Below are 17307 nucleotides of genomic sequence, written 5' to 3' on the forward strand. Positions count from 1 at the left end.
AATAGTAATCACTATTTGAATAGTAGTCACTATCTGAAATTTGTGACACAGCACACAACCCTGAGCTGATCTGCGATCCGCAGCGACCGTCGTCGCGGCGGCAACCGTCGACCCAACACCGCGACAACCACGAGAACCCATGAGGCGTCCGACAACCCGCGAATCGCGGTATCGATGGTCACCGGGTTCGGCGTGAGTGCACCCAACCGCGAGTGGAACGACCTGAAGCGCTTGCGATCTCGCCGAGATCAGGCGTCGTCGAGCAGGTCCGGGGTCACCGCCGACTCGGTGTCGGGAACTCCTTCTTGCTTGGCCTTGCGGTCGGCCATCGACAGCAGCCGCCGGATACGGCCGGCCACAGCATCTTTCGTCATCGGCGGGTCGGCGAGCCGGCCCAGCTCCTCCAGGGACGCCTGCCGGTGTTCCACCCGAAGCTTGCCCGCTGCCGCCAGGTGATCGGGCACCCCGTCACCCAGGATGTCCAGTGCACGTTCCACCCGGGCAGCCGCGGCCACCGCGGCACGCGCCGACCGGCGCAGGTTCGCGTCGTCGAAGTTCGCCAGGCGATTGGCGGTGGCGCGGACCTCGCGTCGCATGCGCCGTTCCTCCCACGTCAACCGGGTGTCCTGGGCGCCCATCCGGGTCAGCAGGGCGCCGATCGCCTCGCCGTCACGCACCACAACCCGGTCAGCGCCACGCACCTCGCGGGCCTTGGCACTGACTCCGAGCCGCCTGGCCGCACCGACCAGGGCCAACGCCGCCTCCGGACCGGGGCAGCTGACCTCCAGCGCCGACGACCGTCCCGGCTCGGTCAGCGACCCGTGGGCGAGGAACGCACCACGCCACGCGGCTTCGGCGTCACCGACGCTGCCGCCGACCACCTGCGCGGGCAGGCCGCGCACCGGGCGTCCCCGAAGATCGAGCAGGCCGGTCTGCCGGGCCAGCGCTTCCCCGTCGGCCGCGACCCGCACCACATAGCGGGTGTTCTTCCGGATTCCGCTGGCCGAGAGCACGTGCACCACCGCGTTGTACCCGTACAGGTCGTAGATGTCCTTGCGAAGGCGGCGCGCGATGATCCCGAGATCCACCTCGGCCTCCACCACTACCCGGCCGGCCACGATGTGCAGACCACCGGCAAATCGCAACAACGACGCCACCTCCGCACGGCGAGCGCTGACCGAGTTGACTACGAGACGGCTCAGCTCGTCCTTCACCTCGGCTGTCATCGCCACGGATCGTCCCCTCTCGGTGTATTCGGCGCCGGCTCCTGGCGCGCCACGTCGACCGGCCTAGCAGCGGGCGTGGGAACGGTGGGCTCCTGCACGGCGCCGGGCGCCATCGTGCGCAACCGGACACCCTCCAGCACCGCGGCCAACTTCGCCGGGTCATGTAAAGGTGTACCAGGTCGGGACACGTCAGCAAACTCAACGCGGGCATTGAGGATGTTGGCAGTGCGGCTGAGTTGCTCCCGTTCACGGTCGCTCGGCACCCGGCTGGCATCGACGATGATGTCATGCACGCTGAAGTCCGGGGCATGCTGGGCCAGAACGTGGATGTGACGCTCGGCCGAGAACCCCGCCGTTTCACCCGGCTCTGCCGCCAGATTCAGAACGAGCGCCCGGCGCGCAGTTGTCGCCCGCAAGGCCGCCGCCAGCTGAGGCACCAACACGTGCGGGATCACACTGGTGAACCAGGACCCCGGCCCGAGCACCACGAGATCGGCGCTCATGATGGCCTCCACAGCCTGGCGGGTGGCCGGTGGATCCCCCGGCAGCAACCGGACCCGGCGCACCTTGCCCACCGTGGTGGCGATCGCCACCTGACCGCGGATCACCCGGCTCATCCGGGGATCGGTCTCCAGGCCCGCGACGTCGGCCTCGATCTGCAGGGCGATCGGGCACATCGGCAGCACCCGGCCCTTCACGCCCAGGATGCGCCCGAGCTCGTCGAGGGCGGCGACCGGATCGGCCAGTACCTCGCTGAGACCCGCCAGGATCAGATTGCCGATCGGGTGACCGGCGAGCGCGCCGCTGCCACCGAACCGGTGCTGGATGATCGTCGCCCACAGCCGGCCGTGCGGACTGTCAGAAGCCAAGGCCGCCAACGCCATTCGCAGGTCGCCGGGTGGCACTACATCGAGTTCGCTGCGCAGCCGACCCGATGAGCCGCCGTCGTCGGCGACCGTCACCACGGCTGTCACGTGCGGGCTGAGCCGACGCGCCGCGGACAGGGTGGCGTACAACCCATGCCCTCCCCCGAGGGCCACGATGCGGGGCGTCATTCGCGACCCAGATCCCGGTGCAGCACGTGCACGGTCAGCCCGTCACCGCCCTGCAATCGCTCCGCCAGCGCCTCGGCGATCGCCACACTCCGATGTTTGCCGCCCGTACAGCCGATGGCGACGGTCATATAACGCTTCCCCTCCCGGCGGTATCCGGCGATCACCACGTCCAACAGACGATGGTAGGTGTCGAGAAATTCCCTGGCCCCCGGTTGTCCCAGCACGTAGTCACGGACATCCGGATGTTGACCGCTGTGCGGCCGTAACTCGTCGACCCAATGCGGGTTCGGCAGGAATCGGACATCCATCACCGTGTCCGCGTCCATCGGCAGTCCGTACTTGTAGCCGAAAGATTCCACGGTGACGTTCGTGTACGCCACGGTCTCACCGCCGAACGCACGCTCGATGCTCTCACGCAGCGCGGGCACCGGGAGCGCAGACGTGTCGATCACCAGGTCGGCCGCCGCGCGCACCGGGGCCAGCAACGCCCGCTCGGCAGCGATCCCCTCCGCCAGGGTCTGGGTGCCCTGCAGCGGATGACTGCGCCGGTTCTGTTCGTAGCGACGGACCAGGATGTCGTCGGACGCCTCGAGGAACAACACCCGCGGGGTGATGCTGCGGGCCGCCAATTCGTTGCGCACCCAATCGAGATCACCGGTGAAACCACGCGACCGCACATCCATCACCACGGCCAGCTGCGTGATGCGCGAACCGGCGGCCAGCCCCAACTCGACCATGCGGGCGATCAACTCCGGCGGCAGGTTGTCGGCGACATACCAGCCGAGGTCCTCCAACACCTTGGCAGCGGTACCGCGGCCCGCCCCCGACAGGCCGGTGACCAGCACCACGTCGATACCCGAATCCGCGTCCGCACCACCTACGATGCCGCTCTCGCGCAGATGTTCGTTCATGCGCGATCCGCCTGGCTACTCATGTCCCCGTTACCCGTCATCCCGACACCCTGCGTCGATCATCCTCGATAAGCGTTGCGGGCGCCCCTGAATCGCCCAGTCCGGCGCCGTTCTCACTTCGCGGGTCACCGTTTTCGGGTGACTCCGGCTCGCCGGGGTGCTCCATTGGCGGCTCGCCGCCGTGCTCTATTGGCGGCTCGCCGGGGTGCTCGATTGGCGGCTCGCCGCCGTGCCCATTCGGCGGCTCGCCGCCCAGCGCAGCCAGGACCGCCGTCGCCGTCGCCACACCGATCCCCGGCACCGCGGTGATCTCCTCGACCGTGGCCTCCTTGAGTCGCGCCACCGAGCCGAAATGTGTCACCAATGCCTTGCGGCGCTGCTCGCCCAGTCCACGCACGGAGTCGAGCGCGGAGGCGGTCATCCGCTTGGACCGCTTGCTGCGGTGATAGCTGATCGCGAACCGGTGCGCCTCATCGCGTACGCGCTGCAACAGATACAGCCCCTCGCTGTTGCGCGGGAAGATCACCGGATCGGGCTCCGAGGGCACCCAGACTTCCTCGAGTCGTTTGGCCAGCCCGATCACCGCGACATCGGTGACGCCCAGTTCGTCGAGGACCGCGGCCGCCGCATTCACCTGAGGAGCGCCGCCGTCCACCACGAACAGGTTGGGCGGATAGGCGAACCGGCGCGGACGCTGCTCGGCGCCCGGCTCGGGCTGCGCGTCGCTCACGTGCCGCAGAAAACGGCGCCGGGTCACCTCGGCGATCGAGGCGACGTCATCCGAGCGTCCTTCACCGGCAGCCTCGCGGATCGCGTAATGCCGGTAGTCCGACTTTCGCGGCAGCCCGTCCTCGAACACCACCAGCGACGCGACCACGTCGGTGCCCTGGACGTGGCTGATGTCCACGCACTCGATCCGCAACGGCGCATCGGCCAGGCCCAGCGAATCCTGAATACTCTGCAGTGCTTCCGATCTCGCGTTGAAGTCGCCGGCACGCTTGAGCTTGTGTTGGGCCAGCGCCTCGTGGGCGTTGCGGGCAACGGTCTCGGCCAGTGTGCGCTTGTCGCCGCGTACCGGCACTCGCAGACTCACCCGCGAGCCGCGAAGCCCCGACAACCAGGCCGACAGTTCATCGGAGTTCGGCGGCAGCACCGGCACCAGGACCTCCCGCGGCACCGGATTGGTCGCCTCGTCTGCCGCGCCGCCGAGTTCGGCCTGTTCGCCGTAGAACTGAGTGAGGAACTGCTCGACGAGGTGCTCCTGCCCGGATTGTTCTGGGTCACCGGACTTCTCGACGATCCAGCCCCGCTGACCCCGCACCCGGCCCCCGCGCACGTGGAACACCTGAACCGCCGCTTCGAGATCGTCGTCGGCGAACGCGACCACGTCGGCATCCGTACCGTCGCCGAGCACCACGGCCTGCTTCTCCAGGGCACGTTTGAGCGCCGCGATGTCGTCGCGCAGCCGGGCCGCCCGCTCGAAGTCCAGCTCCTCGGCGGCCGCCGTCATCTGCTGCTCCATGTCGCGGGCCAACCGGTCGGTCTTGCCGGACAGGAAGTCACAGAAGTCCAGCACGATGCGCCGGTGTTCCTCGGCGCTGACCCGGCCGACGCACGGCGCCGAGCACTTGTCGATGTAGCCCAGCAGGCACGGTCGGTCGATCTGCCTGTGCCGCTTGAACACTCCCGCGGAACAGGTCCGGGCCGGGAACACCCGGGTCAGCAGGTCGAGCGTCTCCCGGATCGCCCACGCATGCGAGTACGGGCCGAAGTAGCGCACGCCCTTGCGCCGAGGCCCGCGGTACACCATCAGGCGTGGGTACTCCTCGTTGAGTGTGACCGCCAGCACCGGATACGTCTTGTCGTCGCGGTAGCGGATGTTGAAGCGTGGATCGAACTCCTTGATCCAGTTGTACTCCAGCTGCAGTGCCTCGACCTCGGTGCCGACCACGGTCCACTCGACACTGCCCGCCGTCATCACCATCTGCCGGGTGCGCGGCGCGAGGCTCGCGATATCGGCGAAGTACGACGTCAGCCGGCTCCGCAGGCTCTTGGCCTTGCCGACATAGATGACCCGCCCGTGCGGGTCCCGGAACCGGTACACGCCCGGCTCCACAGGTATCGATCCGGGCGCCGGCCGGTACGTCGCTGGATCGGGCACGGTTTCCAGGTTACTGCCGCGATCCGACCGAACTCCGCTACCGTCGAACTGTGCGGTTGCTGGCGTCCACCCGTTCGGTCATCGCGCTGCTCGGCGTCGCCGCGCTGATCCTTGCCGGATGCGCCGACGGAAATCGGCGCCCGGCCAGGACCGATGCCGGGCCGTGCCAGATCGTGTCCAACGGGACGCCGATGCCCAAGCCCCCGGCAGCACCGACACCCGCCCCACCGCCGGCACCGCCGACGACCAGGGACCTCGCGACCAACCCCGAGATCGGCACCGGCTACCGCAGCGACATGACCGCCGTCCGCACCGCGACCTACGCGGTGGCCACCGCCAACCCGCTGGCCACCGAGGCCGCCTGCAAGGTGCTCCGCGACGGCGGGACCGCTGCCGACGCGCTGGTGACCGCACAGGCCGTCCTCGGGCTCGTCGAGCCTCAGTCCTCCGGGATCGGCGGTGGCGGTTTCCTGCTGTATTACGACGCGGCGGGCAACGCGGTACGCGCGTACGACGGACGGGAGACCGCCCCGGCCGCGGCGAGCGAGAACTATCTGCGCTGGGTATCCGAGACCGATCGGACCGTCCCCAAACCCGACGCCCGGGCGTCGGGGCGCTCCATCGGGGTGCCGGGCATCGTGCGACTGCTCGACGACGTCCACCGTCAGTACGGCAAGAAGGCCTGGCGCGATCTGTTCAGCCCGGCCGTGACGCTGGCTGACCAGGGATTCGACATCAGCCCGCGCCTGGCCGCCGCGATCGACGATGCCGACGCCCAGCTTCGGCTGGATCCCGCGGCCGGCGGATATTTTCTCAACACCGACGGCAGCCCCAAACCGGTAGGCACCCGGATGACCAACCCGGCCTACGCGAAAACCCTGGGCGCCATCGCATCCGAGGGGGCCAAGGCCTTCTACACCGGCGACATCGCCCGCGCTGTCGCCGCAGCCGCCGCCGACACCAGCGGCGGCCGCACGCCCGGCGCGATCACGGAACAGGACCTCGCCACCTACGCCGTCAAGCAACGGGTCCCGCTGTGCACCACCTACCGCGGCCGCGAGGTCTGCGGGATGCCACCGCCGTCCTCAGGCGGCATCGCGGTGGCGGCCACTCTCGGCATGCTCGAGCACTTCCCCATGAGCAACTACAAACCGGCGCGCGTCGACCGCAACGGCGGTCATCCGTCGGTGACCGGGGTGCACCTGGTCTCCGAGGCCGAACGCCTCGCCTACGCCGACCGGGACCGCTATGTCGCCGACACGGATTTCGTCCCGCTTCCCGGCGGATCGCCCGAAACCCTGCTGGACGGCGCCTACCTCACGGGCCGGGCCGCCCTGATCTCCAAGAACCACACGATGGGCGTCGCCGCACCAGGGGACTTCGCACCTCCGATGACGATTCCGCCGGCGCCCGAACACGGCACCAGCCAGATCAGCATCATCGACAGCCTCGGCAACGCCGCATCCCTGACCACCACGATCGAGTCCGCGTTCGGCTCGTTCCACATGGTCGACGGCTTCCTGCTGAACAACCAGCTGACCGACTTCTCCGCCGAGCCGGTCAGCGCCGAAGGCCATCCGCTGCCCAACCGGGTCCAGCCGGGCAAGCGTCCCCGCAGCACCATGGCGCCGACGCTGGTGTTCGACAAGACGGGGACGCAACGAGGTCCCCTGTATGCCGTCCTGGGCTCCCCCGGTGGTGCGGTCATCATCCAGTTCGTCGTGAAAACCCTTGTCGGCATCATGGATTGGAACCTGGACCCACAACAGGCGGTGTCCATGATCGATTTCGGCGCGGCCAACACGCCCGTCACCAACGTCGGCGGGGAGCATCCGATGGTCGACACGGTGGCCAACGGAGACCGAGATCAACTCGTCGAAGGCCTGCGGGCCCTCGGGCACCAGGTGTCACTGGCCGATCAGTCCAGCGGACTCTCGGCCCTGGTGCGCACCCCCTCGGGCTGGATCGGCGGGGCCGATCCGCGCCGGGAGGGTGTGGTGCTCGGCGATCCCGGTTGACCCGGGCGAGAAGTCAGTCCGGCTTCGAGCGGTACTGGTCGATCAGGTCTCGGACCTCGTCCATGGCCTCGACGGCACGGCCCTTGTCGATCGCCTGGATCGCCATCACCGGGATGTACTCGTCATCGGGCAGATCCAGCCGGGCCCAGCGGGCTCCGACCGGGAACGACACACCGAGCGCCTCGGACCACGGAATCACCTTGAAACCGATCAGATTCCGGACCGCGACACCGGCCGGGCCGACCTTCAGCCGCGGCCGCGCGAACAACAACACCACTCCGCCGATGATCGCGCCGAGCAACGCGATCGCCACCTGATCGGAGGTCTGGAACACCACGCCGGTGGACCCCACCTTCAGCAGCACACCGACCGCGACGTGCGCCAGAAAGATGATCAGCGCCGCACCGTAGGCGAAATACGGTGTCCGATAAGGCCGGATGTCGAGATCCCAGCTGTCCCCGGTCTTCTTGTCAGTCTTGTCGGTCATCGGTCGGTCACGCCTTGGCGCGCAGTTCCCGCAGGGTCAGCGCGGTGGACAGAGCGGCCGCCGCCGCCTGGGCGCCCTTGTCCTCGGTGGAATCCGGGAGACCGGCCCGGTCCAGGGCCTGGGCCTCGTTGTCAGTGGTCAGCACGCCGTTGGCGACGGGGGTGGAGGCATCGAGCGACACCCGGGTCAACCCCTGCGTCACCGCATCACAGACATAGTCGAAATGTGGGGTCTGCCCGCGGATGACCACGCCCAGCGCCACCACCGCGTCGTGCGTGGCCGCCAATGCCTGTGCGACAACGGGAATTTCGATGGCCCCGAGCACACGTACCACCGTCGGATCGCCGATGCCCGCCTCGGCGGCCACCTTGCGCGCGCCGTCGAGCAGCGCGTCGCAGATCTGGGTGTGCCAGGTGCTGGCCACGATCGCCAGCTTCACGTTCGAGGCATCCACCTGGGGCAGATCGGGGACTCCGTGGCCGCTCACAGGCTCGATCCCGAATCGGTCGCACTGGGCGGCCTGCGGTCACCGAGCAGGTACACCGCCTCGTCATAGTCGTCCATGCTCACCGCTTCGTCGTAGTCTTCGAGGCCGACGAGGTCGTGGCCCATGCGGTCCCGCTTGGTCATCAGGTAGCGGATGTTCTCCGAGTTCGCCCGCACCGGCAGCGGTACCCGCTCGATGATGTGCAGGCCGTACCCGTCCAGACCCACCCGCTTGGCCGGGTTGTTGGTCAGCAGCCGCATGGACCGGATACCGAGATCGACCAGGATCTGGGCCCCGATGCCGTAATCGCGGGCGTCGGCAGGCAGACCCAGTTTCAGGTTCGCGTCGACGGTGTCCTCGCCCGCGTCCTGCAACTGATACGCCTGCAGCTTGTGCATCAGCCCGATGCCCCGGCCCTCGTGGCCACGCATGTACAGCACCACGCCACGCCCTTCGCGCGCCACCATCGCCATCGCGGCGTCCAGCTGCGGGCCGCAGTCACAGCGCCGGGAGCCGAACACGTCGCCGGTCAGGCATTCGGAGTGGACCCGGACCAGGACGTCGTGACCGTCACTGGCCGGCCCGGCGATGTCGCCGCGAACCAACGCGACATGCTCGACGTCCTCGTAGATGCTCTTGTAGCCGACCGCGACGAACTCGCCGTGCCGCGTCGGGATCCGCGCCTCGGCGATCCGCTCGATGTGCTTCTCGTGCTTGCGCCGCCACTCGATCAGGTCGGCGATCGAGATCAGCGCCAGGTCGTGGTCGTCGGCGAAGACCCGCAGCTCATCGGTGCGCGCCATGTCGCCTTCGTCCTTCTGGCTGACGATCTCGCAGATCGCGCCTGCGGGCTGCAGCCCTGCCAGCCGGGCCAGGTCCACGGCGGCCTCGGTGTGCCCGGGGCGACGCAGCACGCCACCGTCCTTGGCCCGCAGCGGAACCACGTGGCCGGGTTTGGTGAAGTCGTCGATCACTGAACCGGGATCGGCAAGGGCCCGCATGGTGGTGGCCCGGTCGGATGCCGAAATGCCGGTTCCCACATCCTTTTTCGCGTCCACCGTGACGGTGTAGGCGGTACCGTGCTTGTCCTGGTTGACCGCGTACATCGGCAACAGGCCCAGCCGGTCGCAGATCTCACCGTCCAGCGGCACACACAGATAGCCGGAGGTGTAGCGGACCATGAACGCCACGAGTTCGGGGGTCGCCTTCTCGGCGGCGAAGATGAGATCGCCCTCGTTCTCGCGATCCTCGTCGTCGATCACCACCACGGCTTTGCCCGCCGCGATATCGGCTATCGCCCTCTCGACGGAATCGAGCCTGGTCATCTGCGCCACCTTGCCTGTTCTCATGCCAGGTCCCCAATGCGGGACCATATGCCGACTCCAGTATGAACCACCGAAATCCAGCGGTTATTGCCAGCTCTTACTCACCGGGACCGGCCATCAGCCGTTCCACGTATTTGGCGATGATGTCCACCTCGAGGTTGACCGTCGTCCCGACGGCCGCGTGACCGAGCGTGGTGAGCTCACGGGTGGTGGGGATCAGTGACACCTCGAACCAGTCGTCACCCACGGCGGACACGGTCAGCGAGACGCCGTCGACGGTGATCGAACCCTTCTCGACGACGTAGCGCGACAGCGCGGCAGGCAGGCCGATGCGCACCACTTCCCAGTGGTCGAAGGGCGTGCGGGAAATCACAGTGCCGGTGCCGTCCACATGGCCCTGCACGATGTGCCCGCCGAGTCGACTGTTGACCGCTGCGGCCCGCTCCAGGTTGACCTGGCTGCCCACTCCGACTCCGCCCAGGCTGGACCGGTTGAGCGTCTCCCCCATCACATCGGCGGTGAACACGCCGTCGGGCAGTACGTCCACCACGGTCAGACAGACCCCGTTCACCGCGATCGAGTCGCCGTGGCCGGCGTCAGCGGTGACCACGGGCCCGCGGATGGTGAACCGGGCGGCATCCGTCAGCTCCGCCTTGTCGACCAGGACACCCAGCTCTTCAACGATTCCGGTGAACACGTGGACCAGACTATTCAGTCAACCGGGAGTTGGAGAAAACGCCCGACCGCCGCGAGCCTCTACGATGCAAGTCATGCAGACGCGCCCACGCTTCGCAGTCCAGTCCTTACTCGCAATCCTCTTCGCAGCGGCCGCCCTCGTCGCGGGTTGCTCGTCGTCCTCCTCGGAGAAGTCGAACGCCCCGCTGCCCGACGCGGCCGAACTCCTGCAGCAGTCCGCCGCCACCACCAAGGCCCAGCAGAGCGTGCATCTGCTGCTGACCGTGGAGGGCACCATCAAGGGCCTCCCCGTGGAGAAGCTCGACGGCGACCTGACCAACACGCCCGCCGTGGCCGCAGAGGGCACCGTCGACCTCAACGCCTTCGGCCAGAAGATCTCCGACGCCAAGTTCGTCGTCGCCGACGGCATCCTCTACGCCGCGCTGACCGCGGGCGATCCGCTGTCCGATTACGGGCCCGCCGAGAAGATCTACGACGTCTCGACCATCCTGAACCCCGAGCTCGGGCTGGCCAACGTGCTGTCGAACTTCACCGACCCCAAGGCCGAGGGCCGCGAGTCGGTCAACGGCACCGAGGGGGTCCGCGTGACCGGCACCGTCAGCGCCGACGCGGTCAACAAGATCGCCCCGCAGCTCAAGGCTGAGGGCCCGGTCCCGGGCACCGCCTGGATCAAGGAGGACGGCGACCACGCCCTGCTGCAGGCCAAGCTCGAGCCCACCCCCGGAAACAGCGTCACCATGACCCTGACCGACTGGGGCAAGCAGGTCACCGTCACCAAGCCCGCTTCCTGATGCAGGCCGCGGAGTCGGCGAGGTCCGGCCGCAACCGCCACATCGCGATCAGCGCGGGCAGTCTCGCCGTGCTGCTGGGTGCCCTCGACACCTACGTCGTGGTCACGATCATGACCGACATCATGTCCGACGTCGGTATCGCGATCAACAAGATCCAGCAGGTCACGCCGATCATCACCGGCTATCTGCTGGGCTACATCGCGGCCATGCCGCTGCTGGGCCGGGCCTCGGACCGGTTCGGGCGCAAGATGCTGATCCAGGTCGGTCTGGCCGGCTTCGCGGTCGGGTCGGTGATCACCGCGCTGTCGGGGGACCTGACCATGCTGGTCATCGGCCGGGTGGTGCAGGGCACCGCGAGCGGCGCGCTGCTCCCCGTGACCCTGGCGCTGGCCGCCGATCTGTGGGCGGCACGCAACCGGGCCGCGGTGCTCGGCGGCGTCGGCGCCGCGCAGGAATTCGGCAGTGTCCTTGGCCCGCTGTACGGCATCGGTGCAGTCGCGCTGTTCCATCACTGGCAGGCCGTGTTCTGGATCAATGTGCCGCTGGCCGTCATCGCCATGGTGATGATCCATTTCAGCCTGCCGGGCAAGCAGCAGAGCGACCATCCGGAGAAGGTCGACGTCGTCGGTGGCATCCTGCTGGCGATCGCATTGGGCCTGGCCGTCGTCGGCCTCTACAACCCGGAGCCGGACGGCAAGCACGTCCTGCCCGAGTGGGGCCCGCCGCTGCTGATCGGCGCGCTGGTGGCGGCGGTGGCGTTCTTCGTCTGGGAGAAGGTCGCCCGCACCCGGCTGATCGAACCCGCGGGCGTGAAGTTCCTGCCGTTCCTCGCCGCGCTCGCGGCGTCGTTGTGCACCGGTGCCGCGTTGATGGTGACGCTGGTCAATGTCGAACTGTTCGGTCAGGGCGTGCTCGGCAAGGACAAGTACGAGGCCGCCTTCCTGCTGCTGCGGTTCCTGATCGCCCTGCCGATCGGCGCCCTGATCGGTGGCTGGATCGCCACCCGGGTCGGGGATCGGATCGTCAGCTTCACCGGTTTGATGATCGCCGCAGGCGGCTTCTGGCTGATCACCCACTGGTCGATCGACGTGCTCGACAACACCTACGACCTGGCTCTGTTCCGGCTGCCGGTGCTCGACACCGATCTGGCGATCGTGGGCCTCGGCCTCGGTCTGGTGATCGCGCCGCTCACCTCGGCCACGCTGCGGGTGGTGCCTGCCGCACAGCACGGCATCGCCTCGGCATTCGTCGTGGTGGCCCGCATGATCGGCATGCTGATCGGCATGGCGGCGCTGTCCGCCTGGGGTCTGTACCGGTTCAATCAGCACCTGGCCGGTCTGACCGCTGCGGCGAACAGCCGCGAGATGTCGCTTCAGGAGCGGCTGGCGTCGCAGGCGACCCGCTACCGCGAGGCGTATGTGTCGATGTACGGCGACATCTTCGGGATCACCGCGATCGTCTGCGTGGTGGGTGCGGTGCTCGGCCTGCTGATCGCGGCGCGCCACTTCCACGCCGACGAACTCGAGGGCCCGCCTCCCGCCGGCGACGACGGTGACGGTGACGCCCCGACCGGGCAGCTGTACCTGCCCACGCAGGTGCTGCCGGTCCAGTCCGCCGACGAGACGGTCCAGCTACCGCGACAGCAGCCTCCTGGGCGGCACCGGTCGGACTGACCGGTTCAGCAGCGTTCGACCCCAGGGCTCAGCAAACGTGGCGCCCGGTCGGCCTCAACCGGCCGACTGGGCATCACGAGGCGTAGCGGGGCGCGCACCAGCGCCCGGATCAGGCGGGGAGTCGGTGGCGCGATGGGGAGCCAGTCCTGCAGTGCGGTCATGCTCGCGTCCTTTGCTCGTGTTCACCGGGCGCGGATTCGGCAGCGAACGCGCTTTGGTACGAGTGTACCGATCACTACCGACAACGATCGGCATTTCGCGAGCGTAACTTAGGTCACCCTAACTAGCGCTGGCTACCTTCTGCGAGGCCGCTATCAGTTCGGCACCAGACTCAGGCGAACATCCGGCCCGATGGCGGTGATGCCGTCGAACCGCCACCGCTGGGCGTGCACGATGCTCGGTACCCCGATGTCGTCGACCGCGGTGATCGGCCCACCGAGCAACATCGGCGCCACATAGGCCAGGATCCGGTTCACCACGCCGGCCCGCAGGAAGGCCCCGGCCAGGGTCGGCCCACCCTCCAGGAGCACGTCCGTCCGGTCCCCCAGCGACCGCATCACCTCATGCGGATCATGCGTGCGGATCAACATCGTGTGCGAATCGTCGTTGAGCACATTGGCGTCCAGCGACACCTCTCGCATGCCCACCACCACCCGCAGGGGCTGGTGATCGGTCAGCGTGCCGTCGGCCCGGCGTGCCGTCAGCGTCGGGTCGTCGACGAACACGGTCCCGGTACCGACCACGATCGCGTCGGCGGCGGCCCGCTTGCGATGCACGTCCGCGCGGGCGGCCTCACTGGTGATCCACTGGCTGGAACCGTCGGCGGCGGCACTGCGGCCGTCCACACTCGTCGCGAATTTCCATGTGACATGCGGCAATCCGGTGCGCTGCTTGTAGAGCCACTCGCGCAGCGGTCCCGTCTCGACCTCGTCGGCCAGGAGCCCGGGACTCACCGTGACGCCGGCGTCGACAAGCCGTTGGGCACCGCCCGCGGCCTCCGCGTTCGGATCGGACACCGCGTAGGTGACCGACGAAATCCCTGCCGCCAGAAGCGCATCCACGCACGGCGGGGTGCGCCCGTGGTGATTGCACGGCTCCAGGGTGACGACGGCGGTGCCACCCTCGGCCCGGTCCCCCGCTGCCTGGAGGGCCATCACCTCGGCGTGCGGGCCTCCTACCGGCTGGGTCCCGCCGACGCCGGCGATCTGCCCGTCCCTGTCGAGAATCACCGCGCCGACCGGCGGATTGGGGTAGGTCGAACCCTTGACCTGTTCGGCCTGCTCGATGGCCAGCCGCATCGCGGCCTCGGGCGTCATAGCGTCAGGTGTCGCGAAGCGCTCGCAGCCTGCTGACGCAGCGACTTCACCGCGGCGGCCGGATCGGCCGCGCTGTAGACCGCGGAACCCGCGACGAAGCAGTCCACGCCGGCCTCGGCAGCCTGCTCGATGGTGTCGGCATTGATGCCGCCGTCGATCTCCACGACGATGGTCAGCTCGCCGGCGTCGACGAGCCGCCGCGCGGTGCCCACCTTGGCGAGCACCTCAGGTATGAATTTCTGTCCGCCGAACCCGGGCTCGACCGACATCACCAGCAGCGTGTCGAACTCCTTGAGGATCTCCAGGTACGGCTCCAACGGGGTGCCGGGCTTCACCGACAGGCCGGCCTTGGCGCCGGCGGCGCGGATGTCGCGGGCCACGCCGATCGGGTTGTCGGTCGCCTCGGCGTGGAAGGTGACGTTGTACGCACCCGCCTCGGCGTACGGCGGCGCCCAGCGCTCGGGCTGGTCGATCATCAGGTGGCAGTCCATCGGGATGTCGGTCGCCTTGAGCAGGGACTCCACCACCGGCAGGCCCAACGTGAGGTTGGGTACGAAGTGGTTGTCCATCACGTCGACGTGCAGCCAGTCGGCCCCGGCCACCGCGGCGACCTCGTCGGACAGCCGCGCGAAGTCAGCGGACAGGATGGACGGGGCGATCAACGGAGTCTTGTGCTCCTCGCGTGCGCGGGGGTCTGCCATGGCGGTCAGCCTACTTTTAGGGCGGCGGCGAACATCGCATCGGTCCCATGCCGGTGCGGCCACAGCTGGACGTGCGGTCCGTCACCGAGGTCGTCGGCCGGGGCAAACAACTCGCGGGTGTCCAGCTGGGTCACCGGATGCCGGCGCACGGCATCGGCCACCACCCCGACGGTTTCGGCCAGGTGCGGCGAACAGGTCGCGTAGAGGACCACGCCGCCGGGCCGGGTCAGCGAGATGGCCGCGGCGAGCAGCTCACGCTGCAGTTTCGCCAGGCCCGGGACGTCGCCGGGCTGGCGTCGCCACCTGGCCTCCGGGCGTCGGCGCAGCGCGCCCAACCCGGTACACGGGGCGTCGACCAGGACCCGGTCGAAACCGGGTTCCAGACCGGATTCCCGCCCGTCCACCCGGCGCACGTCGACGTCGAGGCCACGCGTGTTCTCCTCGACCAGATCGGCCCGCCGCGGTGCGGGCTCGACCGCGGTGACGCGGGCACCCGAGGCCGCACCGATGGCGGCCAGCAGCGCGGTCTTCCCGCCGGGGCCGGCGCACAGATCGAGCCAACGGCCGTTGTCCGGGCCGTCGAGTTCGGCCAGGGTCAGCGCTCGGGCCACGAGCTGACTGCCCTCGTCCTGGACCTGGGCGGCGCCGTCACGCACCGCAGCCAGTTGCCCGGGGTCGCCGCCCGGCAGGTAGACCGCATAGGGCGAGTACCGGCCCACGGTGCCGTCGGCCTGAGCAGCCAGCTCGGCAGCGGTCAGCGCGGTGGGCCGGGCTGCCAGGTGGACCACCGGACGTTCGTCGTCGCTGGTCAGCAGGGCGTCGAGTTCACCGGCCCGGGCACCCAATGCATCGGTGAAGGCCTGGGCGATCCACCGTGGGTGGGCGTGCAGGAAGGCCGCGTGCCCCACCGGGTCGGTGGCCGCAGGCGGTGCCAGCTGCTCCATCCACTCGGCCTCGGTGCTGCGGGAGATCGTCCGCAACACCCCGTTGACGAAACCGGCTCGGGCCGAGTCGAATTCGATTCCGGCCTGTTCGACGGTGGTGGATACCGCGGCGTGCGGTTCGACCCGGGTACGCAGCAGTTGGTAGGCGCCAAGGCGCAACAGGTCGAGCAGCACCGGATCGATCCGCTCGGGCGGACGCCCGGCCGCCGCGGCGATGACCGCGTCGAGCAGCCCGCGCGTCCGGCAGGCGCCGTAGGTCAGCTCGGTGGCGAAAGCCGCGTCGCGGCCCTCGATGCCCCGTTCCCGCAGCAGTGCGGGCAGAGCCAGGTTGGCGTAGGAATCGCGCTCCGACACCGCGCGCAGCACGTCGAACGCCGCCCGGCGGGCGGGATCCAGCGGGGTGCGCCGGTACTGGCGGTTGCGTTGCGGTGCCCGGTTGGTTCGGTTCGGTCGGTTCTGCGGATTGCTCATGATGCACGCACCGATTCGTCCAGCCGCGCGCCGCGGGCCCAGTCGGCGGCGTTCATGAGCTTCTTGCCGGGCGGTTGGATCTGCCCCAGCCGAACCGGTTGCGACCCGGTGCCGACCAGTACCGCGTTGCGTTCGACCCGGATCTCACCGGGCGCCAACGAATCTTGCGACTGCTCCACCGTGACGGGACCGACCTTGACCCGCAGGTCCCCGATCATCGTCCAGGCACCGGGATTCGGGGTGACGGCGCGGATCTGCCGGTCGATGACGTGGGCTGGCAGGTCCCAGCGCACCCGGGCTGACTCCACGCTGATCTTGGGCGCCAGGCTGACGCCGTCCTCGGGCTGCGGCACCGCGGTGAGCGCGCCTTCGGCGATTCCATCCAATGTGGACTCCAACAACGTCGCGCCCGAATCAGCAAGCCGCCCAAGCAGATCGCCCGCCGTGTCGGTGTCGCGCACCCGCTCGGTGACCACCCCGTAGACCGGGCCCGAGTCGAGGGCCGGTTCGATGAGGAACGTCGTGGCCCCGGTGACCTCGTCACCGGCCGCCAGGGAGGCCTGCACCGGCGCGGCCCCGCGCCAGGCGGGCAGCAACGAGAAGTGCAGATTGATCCAGCCGTGCTCGGGCACCGCGAGCAGGCGTTCGCTCAGCAGCGCGCCGTACGCGACGACGGCGCAGCAGTCGGGTGCCAGCTCGGACAGCTCGGCGATGAACTCGTCGGAGTTGGGCTTGGCCGGGCGCAGCACCGGTATGTCGTGCTCGAGAGCCAGCTTCGCGACCGGCGACGGTGCGGGCTTGCCGCGCCGCCCGGCGGCCGCGTCAGGCCGGGTCAGGACCGCGACCACGTCGTGACGGGGCGAGTCGATCAGCCGCTGCAACGACGGGAGGGCGGGCTCTGGGGTTCCGGCAAAGACAAGACGCACCGAAACAGTCTAGGTATCCAGGGCGCTGCTCCCCTAATACGTCGACTCATCGATGTCGGGTCGGCGGACTTGCATCCGGATGTTCTCAGCGCCACCGCAGAGCCGCGTTCACAGGCACG

At 68.9% G+C, this 17307-nt stretch carries 16 protein-coding genes; 3 read left to right on the plus strand and 13 right to left on the minus strand.

Annotated elements, in window-relative coordinates; genetic code table 11:
• Positions 1-248: 248 nt before the first annotated feature.
• Genes whiA through uvrC form a run of 4 tightly spaced genes read right to left on the minus strand, consistent with a single transcriptional unit; the run spans position 249 to position 5353 of the window.
• Positions 249-1226, minus strand: a complete 978-nt coding sequence (gene whiA / locus G6N57_RS22655; protein WP_077741723.1) for a DNA-binding protein WhiA — start codon at positions 1224-1226, stop codon at positions 249-251.
• Positions 1223-2281 (minus strand): uridine diphosphate-N-acetylglucosamine-binding protein YvcK, encoded by a 1059-nt coding sequence (yvcK, locus tag G6N57_RS22660; RefSeq protein WP_075920309.1) that lies wholly within the window; start codon positions 2279-2281, stop codon positions 1223-1225. The genes whiA and yvcK overlap by 4 nt, the downstream gene beginning before the upstream one ends.
• Entirely contained in the window at positions 2278-3192 is a 915-nt protein-coding gene (gene rapZ / locus G6N57_RS22665; protein ID WP_075920308.1) for an RNase adapter RapZ, read from the minus strand. Before rapZ ends, yvcK begins: the two co-directional genes overlap by 4 nt.
• Positions 3193-3229: 37 nt before the next feature.
• Positions 3230-5353, minus strand: coding sequence for an excinuclease ABC subunit UvrC (gene uvrC / locus G6N57_RS22670; RefSeq protein ID WP_077739286.1), 2124 nt, complete (start codon positions 5351-5353; stop codon positions 3230-3232).
• A 50-nt stretch (positions 5354-5403) separates the two neighbouring features.
• Between uvrC and G6N57_RS22680 the strand changes: the two genes are divergently transcribed.
• Positions 5404-7371 carry a gamma-glutamyltransferase family protein gene (locus G6N57_RS22680; protein WP_174814506.1) on the plus strand — a complete coding sequence of 656 codons (1968 nt, stop codon included), beginning with the start codon at positions 5404-5406 and terminating at the stop codon, positions 7369-7371.
• Positions 7372-7384: 13 nt separating this feature from the next.
• On the opposite strand, the gene G6N57_RS22685 is transcribed toward G6N57_RS22680, so the two are convergent.
• The 4 genes from G6N57_RS22685 to G6N57_RS22700 form a co-directional block, all read right to left on the minus strand.
• Positions 7385-7858 (minus strand): PH domain-containing protein, encoded by a 474-nt coding sequence (locus tag G6N57_RS22685; RefSeq protein ID WP_077739285.1) that lies wholly within the window; start codon positions 7856-7858, stop codon positions 7385-7387.
• Positions 7859-7865: 7 nt separating this feature from the next.
• Positions 7866-8345 (minus strand): 6,7-dimethyl-8-ribityllumazine synthase, encoded by a 480-nt coding sequence (gene ribH / locus G6N57_RS22690; protein WP_077739284.1) that lies wholly within the window; start codon positions 8343-8345, stop codon positions 7866-7868.
• Entirely contained in the window at positions 8342-9670 is a 1329-nt protein-coding gene (locus G6N57_RS22695) for a bifunctional 3,4-dihydroxy-2-butanone-4-phosphate synthase/GTP cyclohydrolase II (RefSeq protein WP_077741720.1), read from the minus strand. The genes ribH and G6N57_RS22695 overlap by 4 nt, the downstream gene beginning before the upstream one ends.
• Positions 9671-9767: 97 nt before the next feature.
• On the minus strand, positions 9768-10367 hold the full coding sequence (locus tag G6N57_RS22700) for a riboflavin synthase (RefSeq protein WP_077739283.1): 600 nt from the start codon (positions 10365-10367) through the stop codon (positions 9768-9770).
• A gap of 73 nt (positions 10368-10440) precedes the next feature.
• Between G6N57_RS22700 and G6N57_RS22705 the strand changes: the two genes are divergently transcribed.
• Positions 10441-11157, plus strand: a complete 717-nt coding sequence (locus G6N57_RS22705; protein WP_077741719.1) for an LppX_LprAFG lipoprotein — start codon at positions 10441-10443, stop codon at positions 11155-11157.
• Positions 11157-12830, plus strand: coding sequence for an MFS transporter (locus G6N57_RS22710; protein ID WP_077739282.1), 1674 nt, complete (start codon positions 11157-11159; stop codon positions 12828-12830). Before G6N57_RS22705 ends, G6N57_RS22710 begins: the two co-directional genes overlap by 1 nt.
• Before the next feature lie 5 nt (positions 12831-12835).
• On the opposite strand, the gene G6N57_RS22715 is transcribed toward G6N57_RS22710, so the two are convergent.
• From G6N57_RS22715 to fmt, 5 genes are all read right to left on the minus strand, one after another.
• Positions 12836-12991, minus strand: a complete 156-nt coding sequence (locus G6N57_RS22715; protein WP_162563912.1) for a hypothetical protein — start codon at positions 12989-12991, stop codon at positions 12836-12838.
• A gap of 153 nt (positions 12992-13144) precedes the next feature.
• Positions 13145-14146: a bifunctional diaminohydroxyphosphoribosylaminopyrimidine deaminase/5-amino-6-(5-phosphoribosylamino)uracil reductase RibD gene (gene ribD, locus G6N57_RS22720; RefSeq protein ID WP_077739281.1), complete on the minus strand. Its 1002-nt coding sequence runs from the start codon at positions 14144-14146 to the stop codon at positions 13145-13147.
• On the minus strand, positions 14143-14847 hold the full coding sequence (gene rpe / locus G6N57_RS22725; protein ID WP_077739280.1) for a ribulose-phosphate 3-epimerase: 705 nt from the start codon (positions 14845-14847) through the stop codon (positions 14143-14145). The genes ribD and rpe overlap by 4 nt, the downstream gene beginning before the upstream one ends.
• Before the next feature lie 5 nt (positions 14848-14852).
• On the minus strand, positions 14853-16262 hold the full coding sequence (locus tag G6N57_RS22730; RefSeq protein ID WP_077739279.1) for an RsmB/NOP family class I SAM-dependent RNA methyltransferase: 1410 nt from the start codon (positions 16260-16262) through the stop codon (positions 14853-14855).
• Complete coding sequence (fmt, locus tag G6N57_RS22735; protein ID WP_077739278.1) at positions 16259-17188, minus strand: methionyl-tRNA formyltransferase; 930 nt, start codon at positions 17186-17188, stop codon at positions 16259-16261. Before fmt ends, G6N57_RS22730 begins: the two co-directional genes overlap by 4 nt.
• Positions 17189-17307: the final 119 nt, after the last annotated feature.

The sequence above is a fragment of the Mycolicibacterium boenickei genome, assembly GCF_010731295.1.
Lineage (GTDB): Bacteria > Actinomycetota > Actinomycetes > Mycobacteriales > Mycobacteriaceae > Mycobacterium > Mycobacterium boenickei.

Coding starts and splice junctions, on each gene's coding strand:
- whiA (WP_077741723.1), bottom strand. CDS start 1,226: ATGACAGCCGAGGTGAAGGACGAGCTGAGCCGTCTCGTAGTCAACTCG.
- yvcK (WP_075920309.1), bottom strand. CDS start 2,281: ATGACGCCCCGCATCGTGGCCCTCGGGGGAGGGCATGGGTTGTACGCC.
- rapZ (WP_075920308.1), bottom strand. CDS start 3,192: ATGAACGAACATCTGCGCGAGAGCGGCATCGTAGGTGGTGCGGACGCG.
- G6N57_RS22685 (WP_077739285.1), bottom strand. CDS start 7,858: ATGACCGACAAGACTGACAAGAAGACCGGGGACAGCTGGGATCTCGAC.
- G6N57_RS22695 (WP_077741720.1), bottom strand. CDS start 9,670: ATGACCAGGCTCGATTCCGTCGAGAGGGCGATAGCCGATATCGCGGCG.
- G6N57_RS22705 (WP_077741719.1), top strand. CDS start 10,441: ATGCAGACGCGCCCACGCTTCGCAGTCCAGTCCTTACTCGCAATCCTC.
- G6N57_RS22710 (WP_077739282.1), top strand. CDS start 11,157: ATGCAGGCCGCGGAGTCGGCGAGGTCCGGCCGCAACCGCCACATCGCG.
- G6N57_RS22715 (WP_162563912.1), bottom strand. CDS start 12,991: ATGACCGCACTGCAGGACTGGCTCCCCATCGCGCCACCGACTCCCCGC.
- ribD (WP_077739281.1), bottom strand. CDS start 14,146: ATGACGCCCGAGGCCGCGATGCGGCTGGCCATCGAGCAGGCCGAACAG.
- rpe (WP_077739280.1), bottom strand. CDS start 14,847: ATGGCAGACCCCCGCGCACGCGAGGAGCACAAGACTCCGTTGATCGCC.
- G6N57_RS22730 (WP_077739279.1), bottom strand. CDS start 16,262: ATGAGCAATCCGCAGAACCGACCGAACCGAACCAACCGGGCACCGCAA.